General features: G+C 75.3%; 17 protein-coding genes and 1 pseudogene. 12 read left to right on the forward strand and 6 right to left on the reverse strand.

Annotated features, from left to right (window positions below; genetic code table 11):
* Positions 1-3 precede the first annotated feature (3 nt).
* The 5 genes from ABUL08_RS27075 (at position 4) to ABUL08_RS27095 (ending at position 4,312) form a co-directional block, all read left to right on the forward strand.
* On the forward strand, positions 4-747 hold the full coding sequence (locus tag ABUL08_RS27075) for an ABC transporter ATP-binding protein (protein ID WP_350932858.1): 744 nt from the start codon (positions 4-6) through the stop codon (positions 745-747).
* On the forward strand, positions 744-1,472 hold the full coding sequence (locus ABUL08_RS27080; protein ID WP_350932860.1) for an ABC transporter ATP-binding protein: 729 nt from the start codon (positions 744-746) through the stop codon (positions 1,470-1,472). The genes ABUL08_RS27075 and ABUL08_RS27080 overlap by 4 nt, the downstream gene beginning before the upstream one ends.
* Entirely contained in the window at positions 1,469-2,359 is an 891-nt protein-coding gene (locus ABUL08_RS27085) for a branched-chain amino acid ABC transporter permease (protein ID WP_350932861.1), read from the forward strand. The genes ABUL08_RS27080 and ABUL08_RS27085 overlap by 4 nt, the downstream gene beginning before the upstream one ends.
* Complete coding sequence (locus ABUL08_RS27090; protein ID WP_350932862.1) at positions 2,356-3,465, forward strand: branched-chain amino acid ABC transporter permease; 1,110 nt, start codon at positions 2,356-2,358, stop codon at positions 3,463-3,465. The genes ABUL08_RS27085 and ABUL08_RS27090 overlap by 4 nt, the downstream gene beginning before the upstream one ends.
* A 100-nt stretch (positions 3,466-3,565) precedes the next feature.
* The gene (locus tag ABUL08_RS27095; protein ID WP_350932864.1) at positions 3,566-4,312 is read left to right on the forward strand and encodes an SDR family NAD(P)-dependent oxidoreductase; all 747 of its coding nucleotides are present in this window, start codon (positions 3,566-3,568) and stop codon (positions 4,310-4,312) included.
* Between the two features lie 101 nt (positions 4,313-4,413).
* On the opposite strand, the gene ABUL08_RS27100 is transcribed toward ABUL08_RS27095, so the two are convergent.
* The gene (locus ABUL08_RS27100) at positions 4,414-5,229 is read right to left on the reverse strand and encodes a hypothetical protein (protein ID WP_350932865.1); all 816 of its coding nucleotides are present in this window, start codon (positions 5,227-5,229) and stop codon (positions 4,414-4,416) included.
* 143 nt (positions 5,230-5,372) lie between these two features.
* Here ABUL08_RS27100 and ABUL08_RS27105 point away from each other — a divergent pair, with 143 nt between their 5' ends.
* The 3 genes from ABUL08_RS27105 (at position 5,373) to ABUL08_RS27115 (ending at position 10,623) form a co-directional block, all read left to right on the forward strand.
* The gene (locus ABUL08_RS27105) at positions 5,373-7,301 is read left to right on the forward strand and encodes a BTAD domain-containing putative transcriptional regulator (protein ID WP_350932866.1); all 1,929 of its coding nucleotides are present in this window, start codon (positions 5,373-5,375) and stop codon (positions 7,299-7,301) included.
* A 77-nt stretch (positions 7,302-7,378) separates the two neighbouring features.
* Complete coding sequence (locus ABUL08_RS27110) at positions 7,379-9,502, forward strand: RecQ family ATP-dependent DNA helicase (protein ID WP_350932867.1); 2,124 nt, start codon at positions 7,379-7,381, stop codon at positions 9,500-9,502.
* A gap of 152 nt (positions 9,503-9,654) precedes the next feature.
* Positions 9,655-10,623: a hypothetical protein gene (locus tag ABUL08_RS27115; RefSeq protein ID WP_350932869.1), complete on the forward strand. Its 969-nt coding sequence runs from the start codon at positions 9,655-9,657 to the stop codon at positions 10,621-10,623.
* A gap of 25 nt (positions 10,624-10,648) precedes the next feature.
* Here the strand turns inward: ABUL08_RS27115 and ABUL08_RS27120 are convergent, their stop codons facing one another.
* On the reverse strand, positions 10,649-11,065 hold the full coding sequence (locus tag ABUL08_RS27120; protein WP_350932870.1) for a helix-turn-helix domain-containing protein: 417 nt from the start codon (positions 11,063-11,065) through the stop codon (positions 10,649-10,651).
* Between the two features lie 203 nt (positions 11,066-11,268).
* On the opposite strand from ABUL08_RS27120, the gene ABUL08_RS27125 reads away from it, so the two are divergent.
* On the forward strand, positions 11,269-11,682 hold the full coding sequence (locus ABUL08_RS27125; protein ID WP_350932871.1) for a hypothetical protein: 414 nt from the start codon (positions 11,269-11,271) through the stop codon (positions 11,680-11,682).
* On the opposite strand, the gene ABUL08_RS27130 is transcribed toward ABUL08_RS27125, so the two are convergent.
* Positions 11,679-12,821 (reverse strand): class I SAM-dependent methyltransferase, encoded by a 1,143-nt coding sequence (locus ABUL08_RS27130; RefSeq protein ID WP_350932872.1) that lies wholly within the window; start codon positions 12,819-12,821, stop codon positions 11,679-11,681. The genes ABUL08_RS27125 and ABUL08_RS27130 overlap by 4 nt on opposite strands.
* Before the next feature lie 296 nt (positions 12,822-13,117).
* Positions 13,118-14,812 carry a DEAD/DEAH box helicase gene (locus tag ABUL08_RS27135; RefSeq protein WP_350932873.1) on the reverse strand — a complete coding sequence of 565 codons (1,695 nt, stop codon included), beginning with the start codon at positions 14,810-14,812 and terminating at the stop codon, positions 13,118-13,120.
* A gap of 307 nt (positions 14,813-15,119) precedes the next feature.
* Between ABUL08_RS27135 and ABUL08_RS27140 the strand changes: the two genes are divergently transcribed.
* Complete coding sequence (locus ABUL08_RS27140) at positions 15,120-15,764, forward strand: ferritin-like fold-containing protein (protein WP_350932874.1); 645 nt, start codon at positions 15,120-15,122, stop codon at positions 15,762-15,764.
* Positions 15,765-15,830: 66 nt separating this feature from the next.
* Here the strand turns inward: ABUL08_RS27140 and ABUL08_RS27145 are convergent, their stop codons facing one another.
* Both ABUL08_RS27145 and ABUL08_RS27150 read right to left on the reverse strand, forming a co-directional pair.
* A complete protein-coding gene (locus ABUL08_RS27145) occupies positions 15,831-16,058 on the reverse strand; it encodes a DUF3107 domain-containing protein (RefSeq protein WP_242794550.1) in 228 nt (75 codons plus the stop codon).
* Between the two features lie 65 nt (positions 16,059-16,123).
* The gene (locus tag ABUL08_RS27150) at positions 16,124-16,762 is read right to left on the reverse strand and encodes a TetR/AcrR family transcriptional regulator (protein ID WP_350932875.1); all 639 of its coding nucleotides are present in this window, start codon (positions 16,760-16,762) and stop codon (positions 16,124-16,126) included.
* Positions 16,763-18,164: 1,402 nt separating this feature from the next.
* Between ABUL08_RS27150 and ABUL08_RS30720 the strand changes: the two are divergent.
* A pseudogene (locus ABUL08_RS30720) lies at positions 18,165-19,797 on the forward strand (hypothetical protein); the annotation flags it as partial.
* A 49-nt stretch (positions 19,798-19,846) separates the two neighbouring features.
* A complete protein-coding gene (locus tag ABUL08_RS27160; RefSeq protein WP_350932877.1) occupies positions 19,847-20,821 on the forward strand; it encodes an alpha/beta fold hydrolase in 975 nt (324 codons plus the stop codon).
* The last annotated feature ends 5 nt before the right edge of the window (positions 20,822-20,826 follow it).

A 20,826-nucleotide genomic window follows, 5' to 3' on the forward strand; every position in this document is an offset into this window, starting at 1 on the left:
GAAGTGCTCGCCACCCGCGGTCTGACCTGGCGGATCGGTGAGGTCGCCATCGTCGACTCCGTCTATCTCGACCTCGCGCCGGGGGAGTTCCTCGGCGTCATCGGGCCGAACGGCGCCGGCAAGACCTCCCTGTTCAACCTGATCACCGGCCTGCGCAGGCCCACCGAGGGGCGGCTCCTGCTGGACGGCAGGGACGTCACCGAGCTGCCGCCGCACCGGCGGGCCCGGCTCGGGCTGGGACGTACCTTCCAGTCGTCCTCGGTCTTCGGGTCGCTCACCGTGCGGGAGAACGTCCGGCTGGCCGTACAGGCGCACCGGGGTGGCTCGATGAAGCTGTGGCGGCGGGCGGCGGCCGACCGGGAGGTGGCCGCCGCCGCCGACGCGGCGCTCGACCGGGTCGGCCTGCACCACCGGGGTACGGCGCTGGCCGGCACCCTGGCGCACGGCGAGAAGCGCAAGCTGGAGATCGCCCTGCTGCTCGCCGGGGAGCCCCGGGTGATGCTGCTCGACGAGCCGATGGCCGGCGTCAGCACCGAGGACGTGCCCGAGCTGGTCAGCGTGATCAAGTCGCTGACCGGTGACAGCGGCCGGTCGGTGCTGATGGTCGAGCACCACATGGACGTGATCCTGGAGCTGGCCGACCGGATCGCCGTCATGCACCACGGCGCGCTGCTGGCCTGCGACACGCCGGACACGGTGATGGCCAACGCCACCGTCCAGGAGGCGTACCTGGGGGAAGCCTTGTGAGTGAGTCGATTCTCAGCGTCGAGGGCCTGTCGGTGCGGATCGCCGGGCTGCACATCCTCCAGGGGGTGTCGTTCGACGTCGCGCCGACCGGGGTGACCGTGCTGCTCGGCCGCAACGGCGTCGGCAAGACCACCACGCTGCGCGCGATCGTCGGGCTCACCCCCCGCAACGGCGAGGTGCGCGGCACCGTGCGGATGGGCGCGCAGAGCCTGCTGGCCCGCCCCACCCACCGGCTGGTCCGCGGTGGGCTCGGCTACGTGCCGGAGGACCGCTGCGTCTTCGCCGGACTCACCGTCGCGGAGAACCTGCGGCTCGCCGAACGGCGGGGCACCACCCCGGCGTACGACAAGGTCTTCGCGCTCTTCCCGGAGCTGGACCGGCGCGGACGGCAACGGGCCGGTTCGCTCTCCGGCGGGCAGCAGCAGATGCTCGCCATCGGCCGGGTGCTGCTCAACGACAACCGGCTGCTGCTGGTCGACGAGCCGACCAAGGGGTTGGCGCCGAAGGTGGTGACCGAGGTGGCGGAGGTGCTGGAACGGGTGGCCGAGTCGGTGCCGGTGCTGCTGGTCGAGCAGAACCTGGCGGTGGTCCGCCGGCTCGCCCGGGACGCCGTGGTGCTCTCCGCCGGCCGGGTGGCCTGGGCGGGGAACGCCCGGGAGTTGCTGCTGGAGACGGCGCTGACGAAGTCCCTGCTCGGTGTCGGCGCCTCGGAGGTGCACTCATGAGCACGGTCATCCTGTTGACGCTGACCGGGCTGGGTCTGGCGGCGCTCTACTTCCTGGTCGCCTCCGGGCTCTCCCTGGTCTTCGGTCTCGCCGACGTGCTCAACTTCGCGCACGGCCTCTTCCTCGGCGTTGGCGCGTACGCGACCTGGTGGGCGGCGGGCAACCTGCCCGGTGCCGGCCCGGACGGCTTCGGCTTCGTGCTGGCCGTCGTCTTCGGTGTGCTCGCCGGTGCGCTGGTGGCGGTGCTGGTCGAGCTGGTGCTGATCCGCCCGCTCTATTCCCGCACCATCGAGCAGGTGCTGGTCACCGTCGGGCTGTCGCTGGCCGGGGTGGCGCTGCTCCAGGCCACCTGGGGTGCCGACGCGCGGACCTTCCCGCGCCCCGCCTGGACCCGGGACGTGACCGCCGTCCTCGGCGCGAACGTGCCGAACGCCGGCCTGCTGCTGATCGTCGCCGCGGTGCTGGTGCTCGGCGCGCTGCTCGCCTTCCTCCGCTGGACCCGCTACGGCCTGGTGATCCGGGCCGGGGTGGAGAACCGGGAGATGGTCACCGCGCTCGGCATCGACGTGCGGAAGGCGTTCACCCTGGTCTTCGCCATCGGCGGGGCGGCCGCCGCGCTGGCCGGGGCGCTCGGCGGCGTCTATTTCGGCACCGTCTCGCCAGGGCAGGGCGGCTCACTGCTGATCTTCGCCTTCATCGTGGTGGTGATCGGCGGGATGGGCTCGGTCGTCGGGTCCGCGTACGCGGCGGTCGCGGTGGGGCTGCTGCAACAGTTCGTCAACTACTACGGCACGTCCGGCCTGGGTGACATCTGCGTGGTCGGGTTGCTCGCCGTGGTGCTGCTGCTGCGTCCGCAGGGCTTCGCCGGAAAGGTGGCAACGGCATGACCGACTCCGTGGTGGAGGCGCCCCCGGCGCGGGTGCCCGACGAGCTGACCCCGGGACGGGCCCGCTGGCACGGGCTGCGGCCGTTCCTGCCGCTGGTCGCGCTGGTGGTGGCGGCGATCGTGCCGTACTCGACGGTGAACCTGCCGGGCGTCTTCGACGGGCCGCTCAACTCACCGGGCACCCTGCAACTGCTCGCCATCTGCCTGGTCTTCGGCGGGCTCGCCGCCGGCTACGACCTGCTCTTCGGCCGGACCGGGATGCTCTCCTTCGGGCACGCCCTCTATTTCGCCGCCGGTGTCTACGGCACCGACGTGCTGGTCACCCGGGCCGGGTTGCCGCTGTGGCAGGCGGCGCTGCTCACCGTCGCCGGCGGGACGATCCTCGCCGCGCTGCTCGGCGCGGTGGCGCTGCGTACGGTCGGGATCGCCTTCGCCATGGTGACGTTGGCCTTCGCGCAGGTCGGGGCGATCCTGGTGGCCCGGGACTTCGGCGGGCTCACCGGGGGCGAGGAGGGGCTGCCGCTGGACGTCTCCGGGCTGCCGGCCGCCCTGGTCGGGGTGACCAACACGGTGAACCTCTACTGGCTGGCGCTGGCGTACCTGACGCTGGTGGTCTTCGTGGTGCACCGGGTCAGCGGCTCACCCACCGGGCGGGTGCTGGCGGGGCTGCGCGACGACGAGCGGCGGATCGGGGTGCTGGGGCTCGACCCGTACCGGTTCAAGCTGGTCGCGTTCACCCTCTCCGGCGGGTTGGCCACGGCCGGCGGGGTGGTCTACTGCCTGATCGTGGGCGGCGCGAGCCCGCACGTCACGTCGTCCGAGCTGACCCTGTCCCTGCTGGTCATGGTGGTCCTCGGCGGCCCCGGCACCCGCTGGGGCCCGGTGCTCGGCGGCATCCTCTACATGTACCTCGACCACCGCCTCACCGCCTTCGGCACCAGCGACACGGTGAACAGCCTCCCGGCGATCCTCAGCCACCCCCTCAGCCAGCCCCTCTTCGTCCTCGGCACCGTCTTCATCCTCGCCGTCTACTTCTTCCCCGGCGGCCTGGCCAGCCTCAAATCCCGCCTCACCCCCCTCCTCACCTCCCTCCACCGCCGCCCCTGACCCCCACCCCGCCTCGTTGATCATGGAGTTTGCGGCGCGACACGCCGGTGTCGACGCCGCTAACCTCATGATCGACGGAGCTGAGTGGAGGGGGCAGGGCGTGGGGGAGCGGTTGGCGGTTGTCAGTGGGGGTGGGACCGGGATCGGGGCGGCCGTCGTGCGGGGGCTCGTGATCGACGGGTACGACGTGATCATCGTGGGGCGGCGGGGGGAGGTGCTGCGGGAGACCGCGGAGCGGATCTCGTGGGAGAGCGGCCGGTCGTCGGCGGTTCAGGCGGTGGTCGCCGACCTCACCGATCCCGCGCAGGTGGCCGGGGTGGTGGCGGCGGTCGGCGAGCGGACCGTGGACGCGGTGGTGAACAACGCCGGTGGCTACCTGGGCGGGGACACCGACACCCTGGTCGACGTGGCCGCGTGGTGGCGGGCCAACCTCGACGCCAACGTGCTGACCGCCGTCCTGCTGACCGAGGCGCTGCTGCCGGCGCTGCGGCGGCCCGGTGGGCGGGTCGTCCTGGTCGGCTCCATCGCCGCCCAGCGCGGCGGGGCCGGGCCGTACTCGGCGGCGAAGGCGGCGCTGCACGGCTGGGCGTACGACCTGGCCGCCCGGCTCGGCAACGAGCAGATCACCGTCAACGTGGTCAGCCCCGGCTATGTCGCCGACACCGAGTTCTTCGGCGACCGGATGACGCCGGAGGGGCACGCCGCCCGGGTGGCGGCCACCCTCGTCGGCCGGGCCGGCGAGCCGGACGACATCGCGGCGGCCGTCCGCTATCTGGTCGGCCCCTCCGCCGGCTACGTCACCGGGCAGGTGCTCGGCGTCAACGGCGGCTCCGTCCTCGGCCGCTGAGCGCCGGACCCGTCGACGCACGCTGAGCGCCGGACCCGTCGACGCACGCAGGAGCGGCGACCCCCCGTGTGGCCGCCGCCCCTGGTGCGCCGAGTCGTGGATCAGCCGTTCAGCAGGTCGTACGCCGCCGCCGGCGCCTTCGTCGCGGTGCTGCCGCCCGGCCTGGTGATCTTCGGGGCGGTGCCGTAGTCGACGTAGCTGACCACGTAGTCGTACGCCTTGCGCTTCCCGGCCGCCGGCATCTTCAGCGTCAACGACGTGAGGTGCCGGTCCGGGCCGACCACCGCGGTGAACGGCACCTGCCTGCCGGCCTCCCCGAGGGCCGCAGCCTCGCCGTCCTCCAACGCCTTCGCCGCCTCGCCCTCGGTCACGTCGATGACCCCGGCGTACCGCCCCGGGGCCTGCTCCTGGACGGAGGTGGCCGCCTGGATCAGCGGACCGGCGTTGCCCAGGTCCGCGCCGTCGTAGCTGGGCGCGCTGGCGGCGTCCTTCAGCCTGGACCGGTCCAGCTTCATCCACTTGTCCGGGAACTTCGGCAGGCCCGGCCGACCGGTGAACTTCGCCTTCAGCCACAGCTCGTCGTCGATCACCAGGAAGGAGAGCTTCGTGGTGACGCCGTCGGAGTCCGCCGGCATCAGCGTCACCATCTCGAACGCCTTGGCCGCCGGGTCGACCCGACCGCTGAGCGTGCTGGACGCGTCCCGGCCGGTGAACCGGAACGCCCCCTCCGTCCCCTGCGGGACGGTCGCCAGCAGCGCGTCCTTCGGCGAGGTGGCCGGCGTGGCCGGCGCGTTGGCCGTCCCGTCGGCCCCGTCGGCCGGCCCGCAGCCGCCGAGCAGGGCAGTCGCGGCCACCGCGACGGTGACCGCCCCGACCATCCGTCGGATCGTGCCGGTGCCGCCCATTGCCTGTGTCATCGCAGTTCTCTTTCTTCGTTGCCTGGCTCCTGCCGATGACGATGCTGCAGCCCGGCACGGCCGATCCGCTGCCGATATGCTGCCGTCCGGCTGCCGGGCACTGCCGTCCGGCGACACCGGAGGTGTCAGGAGCGGAAACTCGCATGTCAGGAACGAAGCCGCCGGAGGGACCGGCCGGTGCCGGACCACTGCCGGCGCCGCTGCGTTTCGACCTCCTCGGGCCGCAGCGGGCCTGGTACGCCGACCGGGAACTCGATCTCGGCCCCGGCAAGCAGCGGGCCGTGCTGGCGGTGCTGCTGCTCAGCGCCGGCCGGCCGGTGCCCACCGGGCAGATCGTCGAGGCGGTCTGGCCCGAGGAACCGCCCGCCAACGGCACCAACGTGGTGCAGAAGTACGTCGCCGGGCTGCGCCGGGTCTTCGAACCGGACCGCTCCCCGCGCAGCCCCGGTCAGGTGCTGACCCTGACCGACGCCGGCTATCTGCTCCGGGCCGGGCCGGAGGCGGTGGACGCGGTCCGCTTCGAGCGGGGCGTGCACCGGGCGCGGCAGCGGCACGCCGAGGGGCGTACCGATGCGGCGCTGGGCGAGGTGAGCGCCGCGCTCCGACTGTGGCAGGGGGAGCCGTTCACCGGCTTCGCCGGGCCGTTCTTCGAGGCCGCCCGGCATCGGCTGGTCGAGCTGCGGGCCGGGGCGTTGGAGACCCGGGCCGACCTGCTGCTGGAGCTGGGACGGCACCGGGAACTGGTCGGCGAACTGGTGGAGCTGGTCGCCGAGTTCCCGGTCCGGGAGCGGCTGCGCCAGCAGCTCATGCTCGCGCTGCACCGCAGCGGCCGGCAGGCGGAGGCGCTGGCCGCGTACCGGGAGTTCGGCGAGCTGCTCCGCGAGGAGTACGGCATCGAGCCGGGCGAGGCGCTCCGGGAGCTGCACCGGCGGATCCTCCGCTCCGACCCGGCGCTGACCCCGCCGTCCCGGCCGGCCGAGCCACCCGCCCCGCCGTCCCGGCCGGCCGCGCCACCCGCCCCGCCGGCCGCCGGCCCGGCACCGGAGGACCCGCCGGAGCCGTCACCACCGGCGCCACGTACCCCGGTCGCCGTTGACCCCGGGCGGCCCGGACCGGTCGCCGTCGACCCCGGGCGGCCCGGACCGGTCGCCGCCGACCCGGTACGGCCCGGAGCTGCACCCGTCGGCCCCGTGCCGTCCGGGTCGGTCGGTGCCGTTCCCGTGCCGTACCCGCCGCCGCCCGCCGTCGCGGGCGGGTTCGCGCCCGGCCTGCCGCCGCCCTACGTCGCCCACCCCGGGCTGCCGCCGGCAGCGGTCCCGCCGCCCCACGTCGCCGGCAGGTACCAGCCACGGCCGTTGCCCTGGTGGGTGAGCGCCGGCGCGACCGTCACCGGTGCCGCCATCACCCTGCTGTCGTTCGGCTCGCTCACCTGGGCGGTGGTCCTCGCGTACGCGCTGTGGCGGCGCAGCTGGCGGCTCGCGGTGGCCGGCCTCGGCTACCTCGCCCTGGTCGCCAGCGTGCTCTTCCTCGCGATGCGGTCGACCGGGAACGACGAGGGCACGGACGCCGAGGCGTTCTACGTGGTGGGCACGCTCGGGTTCTGCTGGCTGGTGGGCACCGTTCAGGTGGTGCTGATCAGCCCGGCGGTGTGGGCGGCGGTACGCCGGCTCTTCGGGGCCGACGAGCGGCGGGTCACCGACGAGCGGCGGGTACGCCGGGAACAGGCCCGCTATCTGCTGCACCACTATCCGGCCGCCCGGTACGACCTGGGCATCGGCCGCCCCGACCTGCCCGGCGTCTTCGACGACGGTGGGCTGGTCGACGTCAACGGCGTGCCCGACCAAGTGCTCGCGACCCTGCCCGGGCTCACCCCCGACCAGTACCAGCGGGTCGTCGCCGACCGCTGGCTGCGCGGCCCGTACGCCTCGATGGAGGACCTGGCGGGGCGCTGCCTGCTCCCGGCGGCCCTCACCGACTCCCTCCGCGACCTCCTGCTCTTCCTCCCTCCGCCGGGTCCTCCCTCGGGCGTCGTTGATCAAGAGGTTCCGGTCCCCGGCGCCCCCGGATCGTGACGCAAACCTCTTGATCACCGGGGCGGGGGCGTGCGGGAGGGCGGGGTGGGAGGGGGTGGGGGTGGTAGGAATGCCGGATGGGTGAGGATCGGGCGGCCGTGCGGGAGCGGGCCGAGGGGGTGCTGCGGCGGTTGGCCGGCGAGCACGCGCGGCTCCGCGAGGACCAGTGGCGGGCGATCGAGGCCCTGGTGGTGGACCGGCGTCGGGTGCTCTGCGTCCAGCGCACCGGGTGGGGCAAGTCGGCGGTCTACTTCGTGGCGACCGCGCTGCTGCGGGAGCGCCCCGACGCCGCCGGGCCGACGGTGATCGTGTCGCCGCTGCTGGCGCTGATGCGCAACCAGGTGGAGTCGGCCGCGCGGGCCGGCATCCGCGCCCGGACGATCAACTCGGCGAACCTCGACGAGTGGGACGAGATCACCGCGGAGATCCACGCCGGAGCGGTGGACGTGCTGCTGATCAGCCCGGAGCGCCTCAACAATCCGGACTTCCGGGACACCGTGCTGCCGAAGCTGGCCGCCACCACCGGCCTGCTGGTGGTGGACGAGGCGCACTGCGTCTCCGACTGGGGGCACGACTTCCGGCCGGACTACCGCCGGCTGCGCACCTTCCTCGGCAACCTGCCCGAGCGCACCCCGGTGCTCGCCACCACCGCCACCGCCAACGAGCGGGTCACCGCCGACGTCGCCGAGCAACTGGGGGATGCCCTCGTGCTGCGCGGCACCCTGGACCGGGAGTCGCTGCGGCTGGGCGTGGTCGACCTGCCCAGCCCGGCGCACCGGCTGGCCTGGCTCGCCGACCACCTGGACGGGCTCCCCGGCTCGGGCATCATCTACACGTTGACCGTCGCGGCGGCCGGCGAGACCGCCGAGTTCCTGCGGGCCCGCGGCTGGTCGGTCGCGTCGTACACCGGGCAGGCCGAGGACGCCGACCGGCGGGCCGCCGAGCAGGACCTGCTCGACAACAAGATCAAGGCTTTGGTGGCCACCAGCGCGCTGGGCATGGGCTTCGACAAGCCGGACCTCGGCTTCGTGGTGCACCTCGGTGCGCCGCCCTCGCCGATCGCCTACTACCAGCAGGTCGGCCGCGCCGGCCGCGCCGTCGAGCACGCCGAGGTGCTCCTCCTGCCCGGCGTCGAGGACGCCGCCATCTGGCGCTACTTCGCCTCGCTCGCCTTCCCGCCCGAGGAGCAGGTCCGGGCGGTGCTGGCCGCGCTGCCCACCGACCGGCCGATGTCCACGCAGGCGCTGGAACCGATCGTGGACCTGCGCCGGACCCGGCTGGAGCTGATGCTCAAGGTGCTCGACGTGGACGGCGCGGTCCGCCGGGTGCGCGGCGGCTGGCTCGCCACCGGCGAGCCCTGGGTCTATGACGAGGCCCGGTTGCGCCGCGTCGCCGAGGCGCGCACCGCCGAGCAGCAGGCCATGCGGGAGTACGCCACCACGTCCCGCTGCCGGATGCGCTACCTGCGGGAATGCCTGGACGACGCCGGGGCGGTCGACTGCGGCCGGTGCGACACCTGTGCCGGCCCGCTCTTCACCGCCGAGGTCTCCGACGCGGCCCTGAGCGCCGCGCAGACCTTCCTGGGCCGCCCCGGGGTGGCGGTGCCGCCGAAGAAGCTCTGGCCGACCGGGTTGGAGGCGGTGGGCGTACCCCTGAAGGGGCGGATTCCCCCCGACGAGCAGGCGCTGCCGGGGCGGGCCGTGGGCCGGCTGTCGGACCTGGGCTGGGGTGGGCGGCTGCGCGGCCTGGTCGGGCCGGAGGCCGCCGACGGGCCGGTCCCCGACGACGTGACGGCGGCCGTGGTGGAGGTGCTGAAGGCCTGGGCGCACGGCGACGACCCGTGGCCGCGCCGCCCGGCCGGCGTGGTCGCCGTCGGCTCCCGGACCCGACCGACGCTGGTGGGCTCGCTCGCCGAGCGGATCGCCACGGTCGGGCGGCTGCCGCTGCTCGGCCAGGTGGTCCCGACCGGTCCGGCCGGTGCCGGCGGGCCGCGCGGCAACAGCGCCCAACGGGTACGCGCCCTGCACGACGCCTTCACCGTCCCCGCCGACCTGGCCGACGCGCTGGCCGGGCTGGACGGTCCGGTGCTGCTCGTCGACGACCTGGTCGACTCGGGCTGGACGATGACCATGGCGGCCCGGCTGCTGCGCCGGGCGGGCGCCCCCGACGTGCTGCCCCTCGCCCTCGCCGTCGCCGGCTGACCACGCCCGTCGCCCCTGCGGCGGTGATCGGGCGGGTCGTCGGGGGTCGTCCGGTGCGACGGGAAAGTTCCCGGGCGGCCGGGATTGCGACGACTGCCACGGTCACCCGTCGTGGGCCGGTCGGCGTCACGCCCGCCGGTACGGTGGGGCCCATGACCGAGCAGCCCGCCCCCGGGCCCGAGCCGGCCGACCCGGTGACGGGGGAGCCGGCCGCCCCGCCGGACCGGAGCACGCTGCGGCTGGCGCTCGTCGTCGGCGGACTCGTGCTCGCCGTGCTGCTCGGCTTCGGCCTGGGCCGGCTGAACCCGCCCCCGCCCACCACGGGCGCCGTCCCGGCGGCGGCCACCGGCGGCCACACCCATCCGCCCGGCACGGCCCCGCACGCGCACGGCGGTGCCGCCGTCGAGCAGGCCGGCCCGGACGCCGCCGGGCTCTCGGTCAGCTCCGGCGGCTACACCCTGGCCCCGTCGACCGTGGCGTTCGCCGTCGGCCGGGCCGGCGAGTTCCGCTTCCGGATCACCGACGAGCGTCGCCGGCCGGCGACCCGGTTCGCGGTGGTCCACGACAAGCCGATGCACCTGATCGTGGTGCGCCGCGACCTCACCGGCTACCGGCACCTGCACCCGACGATGGCGGCGGACGGCACCTGGACGGTGCCGCTGACCCTGCCCGAGGCGGGTGTCTGGCGGGCGTACGCGGACTTCACGGCGGTCGCCGACGACGGCCGGCAGACGGCGGTGACGCTCGGCGTCGACCTGACCGCGTCCGGCGGGTACGCGCCCCGCCCGCTGCCCGCCCCGGCCACCTCGACCACGGTCGACGGGTTCACCGTCGACTACCAGGGCACCCCGAAGGTCGGCGAGTCGGTGCCGTTGCGCTTCCGGGTCACCACCGCCGGCGCGGCCGCCCCGCTGGAGCCCTACCTGGGCGCGTACGGCCACCTGGTCGCGCTCCGCGAGGGCGATCTGGGCTACCTGCACGTACACCCGGAGACCCGGCGGGACGGCGACCTGGTCACGTTCGCGCTGACCGCGCCCGGGCCGGGGCGCTACCGGATGTTCCTGGACTTCCAGGTCGCCGGGGTGGTGCGGACCGCCGCGTTCACCGTGACGGTGTCCTGACCGGGCGGCCGGACGATCGGCGTGCTCAGCCGGCCCGGCGGACCGGACGGCGGGCCAGATAGCGCAGCAGGTCGCGGATGTGGTGCTTCTCCTCGGCGGGGACCGTGGGGTCGGCGAGCCGCTCCAGGATCACCCGCACGTCCGCCTCGACCGGGCCGTCCTCGGCGCGGCGGCGCGGGGCGGGGCCGGCGTCCGGCAGGCCGAGGGCGCGGAACGCCGCGGCGACCGGCAGGTCGAGGGCGGCGCAGAAGCCGCGCACCTTGGCCAACTCGGGATAGTCCTGCCAGTCCCCGGCGAGCCAGCGGAAGACGGTGGACCGACCGACGCCGGTGTGCGAGGCGAGGTCCGTCACGGTCCAGCCGCGTTCCTCACGGGCGTCGTCGATGGCGCGGCGGACGAAGCGCGCGAACGCCATCTGCGGAGAGACCTCTGCGGAGCCCATCCCTGCGGAATTCCCTTTCCGGCCGGGGCACCGGACGGTGCGTTCCCGAGCCTAGTACGCCGCGCCCCCGAATCAACTGACCGATCGGTCCGAACGTCCCGTGGACGGGACGCCACCCGGCGTTGGTTGCCTGCGGTCAATTAATATCGACGTTCGCCGCGTGCCTGCGGCGTCACCCTCTGGAACCGCGCACGAGGAGCACCATGGCCGAGCCCACCCGTCCGGCGCCGCACAGTCCCGGGGCGATCAGCCTCTTCTTCGTGGTCAAGGCCGGCGTCTTCGCCCTGGGTTTCTGGATCTGGCTGCTGGTACTGGTGCTCGGTGACGACCCGGCCAGCGGCGCGCACGTCCTCGCCGCGACCGGCGCGACCACCACCACGCTCGTCGGCGTGCTCCTCGGCGCGCGGCTGGCGGTGCAGCGCAACGCCGCCCTCCGGCACGCCGAACTCAAGCGGCTGCTGGTGGACATCTCCTGGAACGCCTTCACCGCCGCCGGGAACGCCGAGCACCCGGCCAAGGTGGTGCCCTTTCCGACGCTGCCCCCGGAGAGCGAACGGCTGACCCTCCTCGACCGGGGTGAGCGAGGTCGGGGCGGCAGCTCCGAGCGTCGCCGCTAGTCGGCGAGCAGAGTCTCCAGGCGGGGCGTGATCCGCCACCGGTCGACGAGTTCCCGGTATTCGGCGCGCTGCGCGTCAGTCGGTGGCGTGCCGGTGCGTCGGGCCCGGATCAGCAGGTTGCGCGGCGTGTGCCGGGAGTCGACGAACTCGACCACCTCGGCCCGGTAGCCGTGCGACCGGAGCAGCCCGGCCCGCAGCGCGTCGGTCAGCACGTCCGCGAACCGCTCGCGCAGGATGCCCTGCCGGGTGAGCAGCTCGTACGGCGCGGGCGCCGGTCGGGCCCGCAGCTGCGCCGCGACGTCGTGGTGGCAGCAGGGCGCGGCGAGCACCCAGCGGGCACCCCAGCGGACCGCCCGGGCCAGCGCCTCGTCGGTGGCGGTGTCGCAGGCGTGCAGGGCCAGCACCAGGTCCGGCGCCGGCTCGACGACCGCGTCGGCGATGGTGCCGGCCACGAAGCTGACCCGGTCGGCCCAGCCCAGTCGCTCCGCCAGCTCGGTGTTGCGTCGACGCTGGTCCTCCCGGACGTCCACGCCGACCAGCTCCACGTCGAGCCCGCGCTGCCCGAGATAGCGGTAGGCCGCGAAGGTCAGGTAGGCGTTCCCGCAGCCCAGGTCGACCACCCGGAGCGGCCCGGTCAGATCGTCGGGGAGGGTGGCGGCCAACGCCCGCAGGAAGGCGTCCACCTGGCGGCGCTTGGCGGCCGAGCCGCCGATCTCGGCGAAGATCGGGTCGCCGGGGTCGAGCAGGTAGTCCTTGGACCGGTCGTGCCCCTCCGGCTCGGGGGCCGGGCGGCTCGCCGCCGCCCGGTGCACCTGTGCCTCGCCGGACTTCGTCACCCGCAGTTGCAGGGTGGCGTCGGCGGTCTCCACGTGCCAGTTGCCGAACGGCTCGGCGAGCAGCGCGTCGACCGCCGTGTCGGCCTCCGCGCCGGGCGCCACGTTCCGGGTGTACGGCCGGGCGCCGTCGGAGGTGGAGATCTGGAGGCGGGGTCCCGCCTTGAGGGTGACCGGGCGCAGCTCCGCGCGGACCACCGAGGGGCGCTGTCCCTTGCGCCGTCCGGCGGCGACCGCCCGGGTCAGGGCGGGGTCGAGCAGCAGCGCCCGCACCTCGGTCAGGGCGGCGTCCAGCGGTTCCGGCATCGTTCCATCATCCTTCCGGCCTCGTCGACGGTGCCGGCGGGACCAACGGTCGGGCGGGGCTGCCACTGCCGCGTCGGCGGAACCGGCGCGGCGGGCAGGTCTCGTGCGACTCCCTTTGCTCTGCAGCCACCGACGCAGCACAGCGGTCCCTGCCGGGTGTTGCGTCCGTGGCTGCAGAGCAAAGGAAGCGCGCGGGACCCGGTCGCGGCAGGGAGAAGCGGGGGAGCGGGGAGGGGCGGGACAGCGGACATCCCCCGGGCCGGCGGGCGGCGCGGGGGATGTCGGGTGATGCAGCGTCAGTCGGCGGTCGCCTCGGCCGGCGTACCGGAGCCCGAAGCGCCACCACGGCGGCGCCGGCGGCGGCGCGGCTTGGTCGACGCCTCGCCCTCGGCGGCAGCGGCCGGCGCGGCCGACTCGGTGGTGCCCTCGGCGGAGATCACCGCGGTCGGCTCGCCGGAGACCGCCTCACCGGCCCGGCGGCGACGCCGACGGCGCGGGGTACGGGTGCCCTCCTCGCCGGCGGCCTCGGCGGGCGTCGCGTCCTCGGTCGGCGTCGTGCCGCCGGTGGGTGCGGCGCCGCTGCGGCCCCGACCCCGACCGCGCTCGCCCCGGCCGTCGCCGCGTCCCGCACCGTCACCGCGCCGGGGGCCGCGCTCGCCGCGCCGTGCCCGGCTCGTGCCGCCCAGGTCCTCCTCGACCTCGGCCGACAGCCCGGCCCGGGTCCGCTCGGCGGTCGGCAGGGTGCCGGTGACGTCGCGCGAGATGTCCAGGTCGGTGTAGAGGTGCGCGGAGGTGTGGTACGTCTCCGGCGGCTCGGGCATCTCCAGGCCGAGCGTCTTGTCGATGATCCGCCAGCGGGGCATGTCGTCCCAGTCGACGAAGGTCACCGCGACGCCGGTCGCCCCGGCCCGGCCGGTACGACCGATCCGGTGGGTGTAGGTGTCCTGGTCCTCGGGGCAGTCGTAGTTGATCACGTGGGTGACCCCGGTGACGTCGAGCCCGCGGGCCGCGACGTCGGTGGCGACCAGAATGTCGATCTTGCCGGCCCGGAACGCGCGCAGCGCCCGCTCCCGCGCGCCCTGACCCAGGTCACCGTGGACGGCGGCAACCGCGAACCCGCGGAAGTCGAGGTCCTCGGCGACCCGGTCGGCGGCCCGCTTGGTCCGGGTGAAGATCATGGTCAGGCCGCGCCCCTCCGCCTGGAGGATGCGCGCCACGATCTCGACCTTGTTCATCGAGTGGGTGCGGTAGACCAGCTGCTGGGTCTGCGGCGACGGACCGGTCTCGGCGGTGTGCCCGGCGTGGATGGTCACCGGCCGACGCAGGAAGCGCCGGGACAGGGTGACGATCGGGTCCGGCATGGTGGCCGAGAAGAGCATGGTCTGCCGGTCCTCCGGCAGCATCGCCAGGATCTTCTCGACGTCGTCGAGGAAGCCCAGGTCCAGCATCCGGTCGGCCTCGTCGAGGACCAGCGCGCGCACCCGGTCGAGCCGGAGGTGCTTCTGCTTCTGCAGGTCCATCAGTCGGCCCGGGGTGCCGACCAGGATCTCCACGCCCTTACGCAGCGCGTCGATCTGCGGCTCGTACGCGACGCCGCCGTAGATCGGCAGCACCCGGACGCCCCGGGTGCGGCCCGCGGCGGCGAGGTCCTTGGCGACCTGGATGCCCAGCTCACGGGTGGGGACGACGACCAGTGCCTGCGGCACGCCGTCGCCGCCCTCGCCAGGGGCGAAGACCCGCTCCAGCAGCGGGATGCCGAAGCCGAGGGTCTTGCCGGTGCCGGTCGGCGCCTGGCCGATCAGGTCGACGCCGCGCAGCCCGATCGGCAGCGCGTACTCCTGGATGGCGAAGGCGCGGGTGATGCCGGCGGCGGCCAGCGCCTCGACGGTCTCGGCGCGCGCGCCCAGCTCGGCGAAGGTCGGGGCCTCCGGGCGGACCGGGGCGGTAGGGGCCAGTTCCTGGCCCGTGCTGTCCTGAATCTGCTCGCTCATATGGATTTGGGGGTGCCCTCTCGTGGTGCGCCCCGTCATGTCCTCAGGGCGCGAACGGTATGGCGCGGGCCACACGGTCGGGGGCGAGAGCCGAGCCGGACCGGGCCGCACGCGCTCCGTGGGTCGGCGGTCGGTCGGATCGGTCTCGATCAGATCGGCGCCCACGGCAACTGCCTCACCTTACCTGAACCGCCCCGACCTCGTCCCGATTCCGCTGACGGGGCGGCGTCCGGGGCATGCCGGGGTGAGCTGGGTCACACCGATCGCCCGCCCCCTGCGGGTCGCGCGCGGGCGGTAGCGTGCGCTGGTGACCGCGCCCGATCCCGCCCTCGTCGACCTGCTCGGCCTCGTCGCGTACGGCGAACTGCTCGCCTTCGACCGGCTGGCCGCCGACGCCCGACTCGCCCCCGACCTGCGGCGGCGGGCCGCGTTGAGCGAGATGGCGGCGGCCGAGATGGCCAACTACCGGCGGGTCGCCGACCGGGTCGTCGCGCTCGGCGCGCTGCCCGAGGAGGCGATGGGGCCGTACGTCGGGGCGTTGCAGGCGTTCCACGACTCGACCGAGCCGAAGGACTGGCTGGAGGCGGTGACGAAGGCGTACGTCGGGGACGCCATCACCGACGACTTCCTCGGGGAGATCGCCGGGGCGCTCGACGAGCCGGACCGTCGGCTCGTCCTCGACGTCCTGCACGAGTCCCGGTACGCCGAGTTCGCCGCCGCCGAGATCCGGGCCGCGATCGCGGCGGACGCGCGGGTGGCCGGTCGGCTCTCGATGTGGGCCCGACGCCTCGTCGGGGAGGCGCTCTCCCAGGCCGGGCGGGTCGCCGCCGCGGACCGGGGGGCGCTCACCGCGCTGATCGGCCGGCGGGAGGGGGTCGACGTGCCGGCGCTGTTCCAGCGCCTGACCGCCGTGCACACCGAGCGGATGACCGCCGTCGGGCTGAACAACTGACCGCCGGGTCCGGCACGCCGGGGCAGGGGACGGGCGTCACCCCGCCCCGGCGGGCCGGAACTCCGCTCAGCGGACGGTGAAGCCGACCGCGCGGGGCGACGCCTCGGCGATCTCGACGTACGCGACCTTGCCGACCGGCACGATGATCCGCCGGCCCTTCTCGTCGGTCAGGGAGAGCGTGCCCTCGCTCTTGGCGAAGGCGTCGGTCACGATCTGCTCGATCTCGGCCGGCGACTGCGCGCTCTCCAGAACCAGCTCGCGGGGCGCGTACTGCACGCCGATCTTGACCTCCACTGTGCCTCCTCAGGTGGGCGAAAGAGCCGCCGATGGGAAGGCTATCCGATCTCGCGGCCGGATGTTCAGGCTGACTCACCTTGCAGCGGGAAGCTGGCGATGCCCCGCCAGGAGAGGGCGGCGACCAGCGCCTCCGCCTCGGCCTTCGGCATCTGCCGGCCGCCGGCCAACCAGAACTGCGCCGCCGTCTCCGCCGCGCCGACCAGGCCGGAGGCGAGCAGCTCCGCGTGCGCCCGGCTGACCCCGGTGTCGGAGATGATCGTGTCGGTTATCGCCGCGATGCAGCCCTGCTCGACCCGCTCCACCCGCTGCCGCACCGCCGGGTCGTTGCGCAGGTCCGACTCGAAGACCAGGCGGAACGCCTCGCTCTCGTGGTCGACGAAGTCGAAGTACGCCTGCACCGACGCGCCGACCCGCTCCTTGTTGTCGTTGGTGCCGCGCATCGCGTCGTGCACCTTGGCGACGATCGCGTCGCAGTGCGTGTCCAGCAGCGCCAGGTAGAGCTCCATCTTGCCCGGGAAGTGCTGGTAGAGCACCGGCTTCGAGACACCCGCCCGCTCGGCGATGTCGTCCATCGCGGCGGCGTGGTAGCCCTGCGCGACGAACACCTCCTGCGCCGCGGCCAGCAACTGCTTGCGCCGCGCCGAGCGGGGCAGGCGGGTGGGCCGACCGGCGGTCTGTGGACCGTTCCCCACAGCGGTCATGGGAGCCTCCGAGTTCCTTCGTACGAGCCGGCACTTTTCACCCGAACCGGTCGGGGCTCGTATGCCCGTCCCGGAATTGGCCCGCCGCTGTAACTTATCGCCACTGTCACCACACGGTAGCCTCAGCGGGGGCGACCAAGGAGCGCGCGGTGACTGAATCAGGGCAACCCGGAGCCGCCACCCCGGGAGAGCACGGCGACGGAACAGGTCAGCAGGACGACCTGGCCCGTTCCGTCAGCGGGTGGGCGCCGCCGGTGACCGGTTGGTCCCGCAGCGCGGAGGGCGGTCGCGACGCGCTGCCCTCCTGGCGGCAACCCGACACCGGCTGGGGCGCCTCGTCCCGTCGGCACGGCGACCTGCCGGACCCGCTGCCCGGCCGACCGGCCGAGGAGCCCCCCGCCCGGGTCAACGGTCGACCCCACCTCAACGGTGTGCACCACGCCGACCATGAGCAGCCGATCGCCCGGCAGACCCCGGTGAGCGCCCCGCCCGGGTCCGGCGAGGAGCCGCCGCGGGAGAGCGCCGACCGGCTCGTCGTGCCGGCGCAGCGGTCCGCGCCCGTCGTGGAGCGGTCGGCCGCCGAGGCGGAGCCGGGCCCGGCCCGCCACGCCTCCGACGAGCCACCTGCCCCCCGCGCGTCCCGGCGCGCCGATCCGGGCGTGCCCTCCTCGGCGCCGCCCGCCCTCCAGGTGCCGCCCGTCGGCGCCGCCGCCTCCGGCTTCGAGGTGCCGCCCGGCTTCCACGCCCCCACCGTCGACCGGCCCGCCGCCGAGCCACCGCTCGCACGCAGCTGGGCCGACCGGTTCCCGCCGGAGCAGCCGGCCGCCGAGCCGCCGGCCGAGACCCCCCGCGCGTCCGCCGGGCCCGCCGGCCCGTCGGGTGACGCCGGGTCGGCCGAGGAACCCGAGTGGTCGGGGCCGAACTGGAACCAGCCGAGCTGGGGCGGCTGGGCGCCGCCGTGGTCCCGCGAGGAGCAGCCGGTCGGCCGCCGCGCCCGCGACGAGCGCGGCAGCGGCTGGGCCCCCGAACCGACCCCGCCCCAGGAGCCGCTCCCGGCCGAGCAGACCCGGTCGTACGAGCCGCAGCGCGCGGAGCCCACCCCGCCCTACGAGGCGTACGGGGAGGTCCGGCCCGAACCGCGTCCGGCGTACGAGCCCGAGCCGCGTCCGGCGTACGGGTCGGAACGGGGTTCGGGCTACGGGTCGGAGCCGCGTCCGGCGTACGGGCCGGTGGCGCGGGAGAGCGTCGAGCGGCCCGCGTGGGGTGGCGGAGCGCCCCTCGGCACCCCGTTCAGCGCCCCACCGACCAGCGCCTCGCCGTCCGCCCCGCCCACCAGCGCCCTGCCGCCCGCCGCGCCGACCAGCGCCCCGCCCGGGCCGCGCGGCGCACCCGCCCCGGCCCACCCGACCCCGACCGGTGCCCCGTCGGCCGTCGCCCCACCGCCCGGTCTGCTGCCGACCGGTGTCCCCCCGGTCAGCGCGCCGCCGCTGCCGGACGGGCCGCCCGTCCCGTCGTACCCCCCGCCGCCCCGCGATCCGGCGCCCGTGGCCGTGGTCCGCTCGGCGGAGGAGGACCGCCCGTTCCGGCTGCGGCCGGTGGTCGAGACGACGCCCGCCTCCGTCGACCCGTCCGGGGACGTGTCGCCCCGCGTCCCCGGGATCGCCGCTGCCGGCGACCCGGCGGCCCGGGTCGCCTCGACCGGGCCGTCCCGGGCCGACCGCTCGGCCGCCGGTGGGCCGTCCCGCGCCGACCGCTCCGCCGCCGGGCCCGCTCCGACGAGCGCCCCGCCCTACGCGGCCCGCCGGTCCGTCCCCGAGCCGGCGCCGACCGAGCCGGAGGCCGCCGGTCCGGCGGAGTCGACGCCGCCGGTGCTGCCACAGCGCGTCCCCGCCGAACCGGACGTGCCCGTCGTGCCGGAGCCGCCGGTCGTGGAGCCGTCCGCCGAGACCCCGGAGTTGGCCCGTATCGCCACCCACCTGCGCCGGGACGACGAGCCCGCGCCGCTGCGCGAGCGGCCGGAGGGGTTCGACGTCAACGCGATCCTCGACGCCGTACGGGAGGTGGCCGGCGTCCGGGACGCCGCCCTGCGCCGTACCCCGGCCGGTGCCCACAGCCTCCGGCTCGACCTGGCCGACGGCGCCGATCCGGCCGAGGTGAGCCGGCAGGTGGCCCGCCTGCTCCAGGACCGGATGGGGCTGGCCGCCGCCCCGCAGAACCTGCCCGGCATGCCGGCCAGCGCGCCGCCCCCGGTCCGCCGTCGCTCGGCGGAGCCACGGGCGGGGGAGAACCGCGCCCGGGAGAACCGGCTCGGGGAGAACCGGGTCGGCGAGAACCGGCTCGGCGCCCTGCGGGACACCGAGGGCCGCCGGGCGCGGGACGCCCGGCCGGAGGTCGTGCCGTCGCCGCGGGAGAGCCCGGCGTCGTCCCGTCCGGAGTTCGAGCCGCCGCGCCGTCGCCGGCCGGCCCCCACGCACCGGGGTCGGGCCACGGTGGAGGAGAACTCGCTGGCCGCCGCCCCGACCGGCGCCGCCTCCGGCAGCCCGGCGACGCTCGGCACGTCGTACTCCGGTGGGCAGGTGACCACGACGGAGACGGCGCCCTCGCGACCGCTGGACACCGGCGGTGTGCCGGGGCCCCGGGTGGTGATCGACCACGTCCAGGTGAGCACCTTCGGCCTGGACGCCACCGTCGAGGTACGACTGATCGCCGGCGACGAGACCGCCGAGGGGCACTCCACCGGCCCGGCCGTGGACGGGTACGTGCTGCGGCTCTGCGCGGTGGCCGCCGCGGCGGCCGTGGACGAGCTGCTGCGGGGTGCCCCGCAGGCGTCGGACCGGGGGCGGTGCTTCGTGGAGCACACCGCGGTGGTGCCGTTCGGCAACTGCGAGGTCGCCACGGTGGTGGCACTGCTGGTCTGCGACGGCTGGGTGGAGCAGCTCGCCGGTTCCGCGCTGGTGGCCGGGGATCCCCGGCAGGCGGTGGTCCGCGCCACCCTGGCGGCGGTCAACCGTCGGCTCGAGGCGTTGCTCGCCTGAGGCGGGGTCGACGGTGTCGGGGCGCGGCGGGACGGGAAACACTGGAGGCATGAAGCGCGCCACCCTCGGGCCGGACGATCTCCTGCCCGCGCATCACGTGCCGTCGCCCTGGCCCGGCCGGGAGGTACGCCTCGACGGCACGGTCACGTACGTCCGGGACACCCCGGCCACTGCGTCCGGCGCGGAGCCGGCGCTCTATGTGCACGGGCTGGGCGGCTCGTCGCAGAACTGGACCGACCTGGCCGGCCTGCTCGCCCACCGGCTGGACGGGCAGGCCATCGACCTGCCCGGTTTCGGTCGCAGCGAACCGGGGCGGCGCTACACGATCCCCGCCTTCGCCGACCGGGTGGTCCGCTGGATCGAGCACAGCGACCGGGGGCCGGTGCACCTCTTCGGCAACTCCCTCGGCGGGGCCGTCTCGGTGCAGGTCGCCGCGCTGCGCCCGGACCTGGTCCGCACCCTGACACTGGTCTCGCCGGCGCTGCCGTTCCTGGACTTCCGCCGGTCGCTCCAGGGGCGGATGCTGCCCCTGCTGGCGATCCCGCGCGGTGAGCGGCTGGCCGCCTGGCGGCTGGCGCAGCTCGCGCCGGAGGTGATGGCGCAGCAGGTGATGGAGGCCTGCGTGGCGGACGTGACCCGGATCAGCGAGCAGCGGCGGCTGGAGGCGATCGAGGAGATCCGGGTGCGCTACGAGGCCAGCCACTACGCCGCGGCGTACGTGCGGACGTTCCGGGGTCTGGTCTCCAGCTTCCTGCGGTCGTACCTGCCGGGGTCGGGGTCGCTGTGGCGGCTGGCGCGGACGGTGCAGGCGCCCACCCTGGTGGTGGGGGGCCGGCAGGACCGGCTGGTCGACGTCCGGGTGGCGCCGCAGACCGCCCGGATGATCCCGGACAGCCGACTGCTGATGCTGGACGGGGTGGGGCACGTGGCCCAGTTGGAGGTGCCCCGCACGGTGGCCCGCGCCGTGCTGGGGCTGCTCGACGAGACCGAGGAGAGCGCCGGCCGGCACGACATGGCAGGCTGACCCGG

The sequence above is a fragment of the Micromonospora sp. CCTCC AA 2012012 genome, from assembly GCF_040499845.1.
Classification (GTDB): Bacteria; Actinomycetota; Actinomycetes; order Mycobacteriales; family Micromonosporaceae; genus Micromonospora; species Micromonospora mangrovi.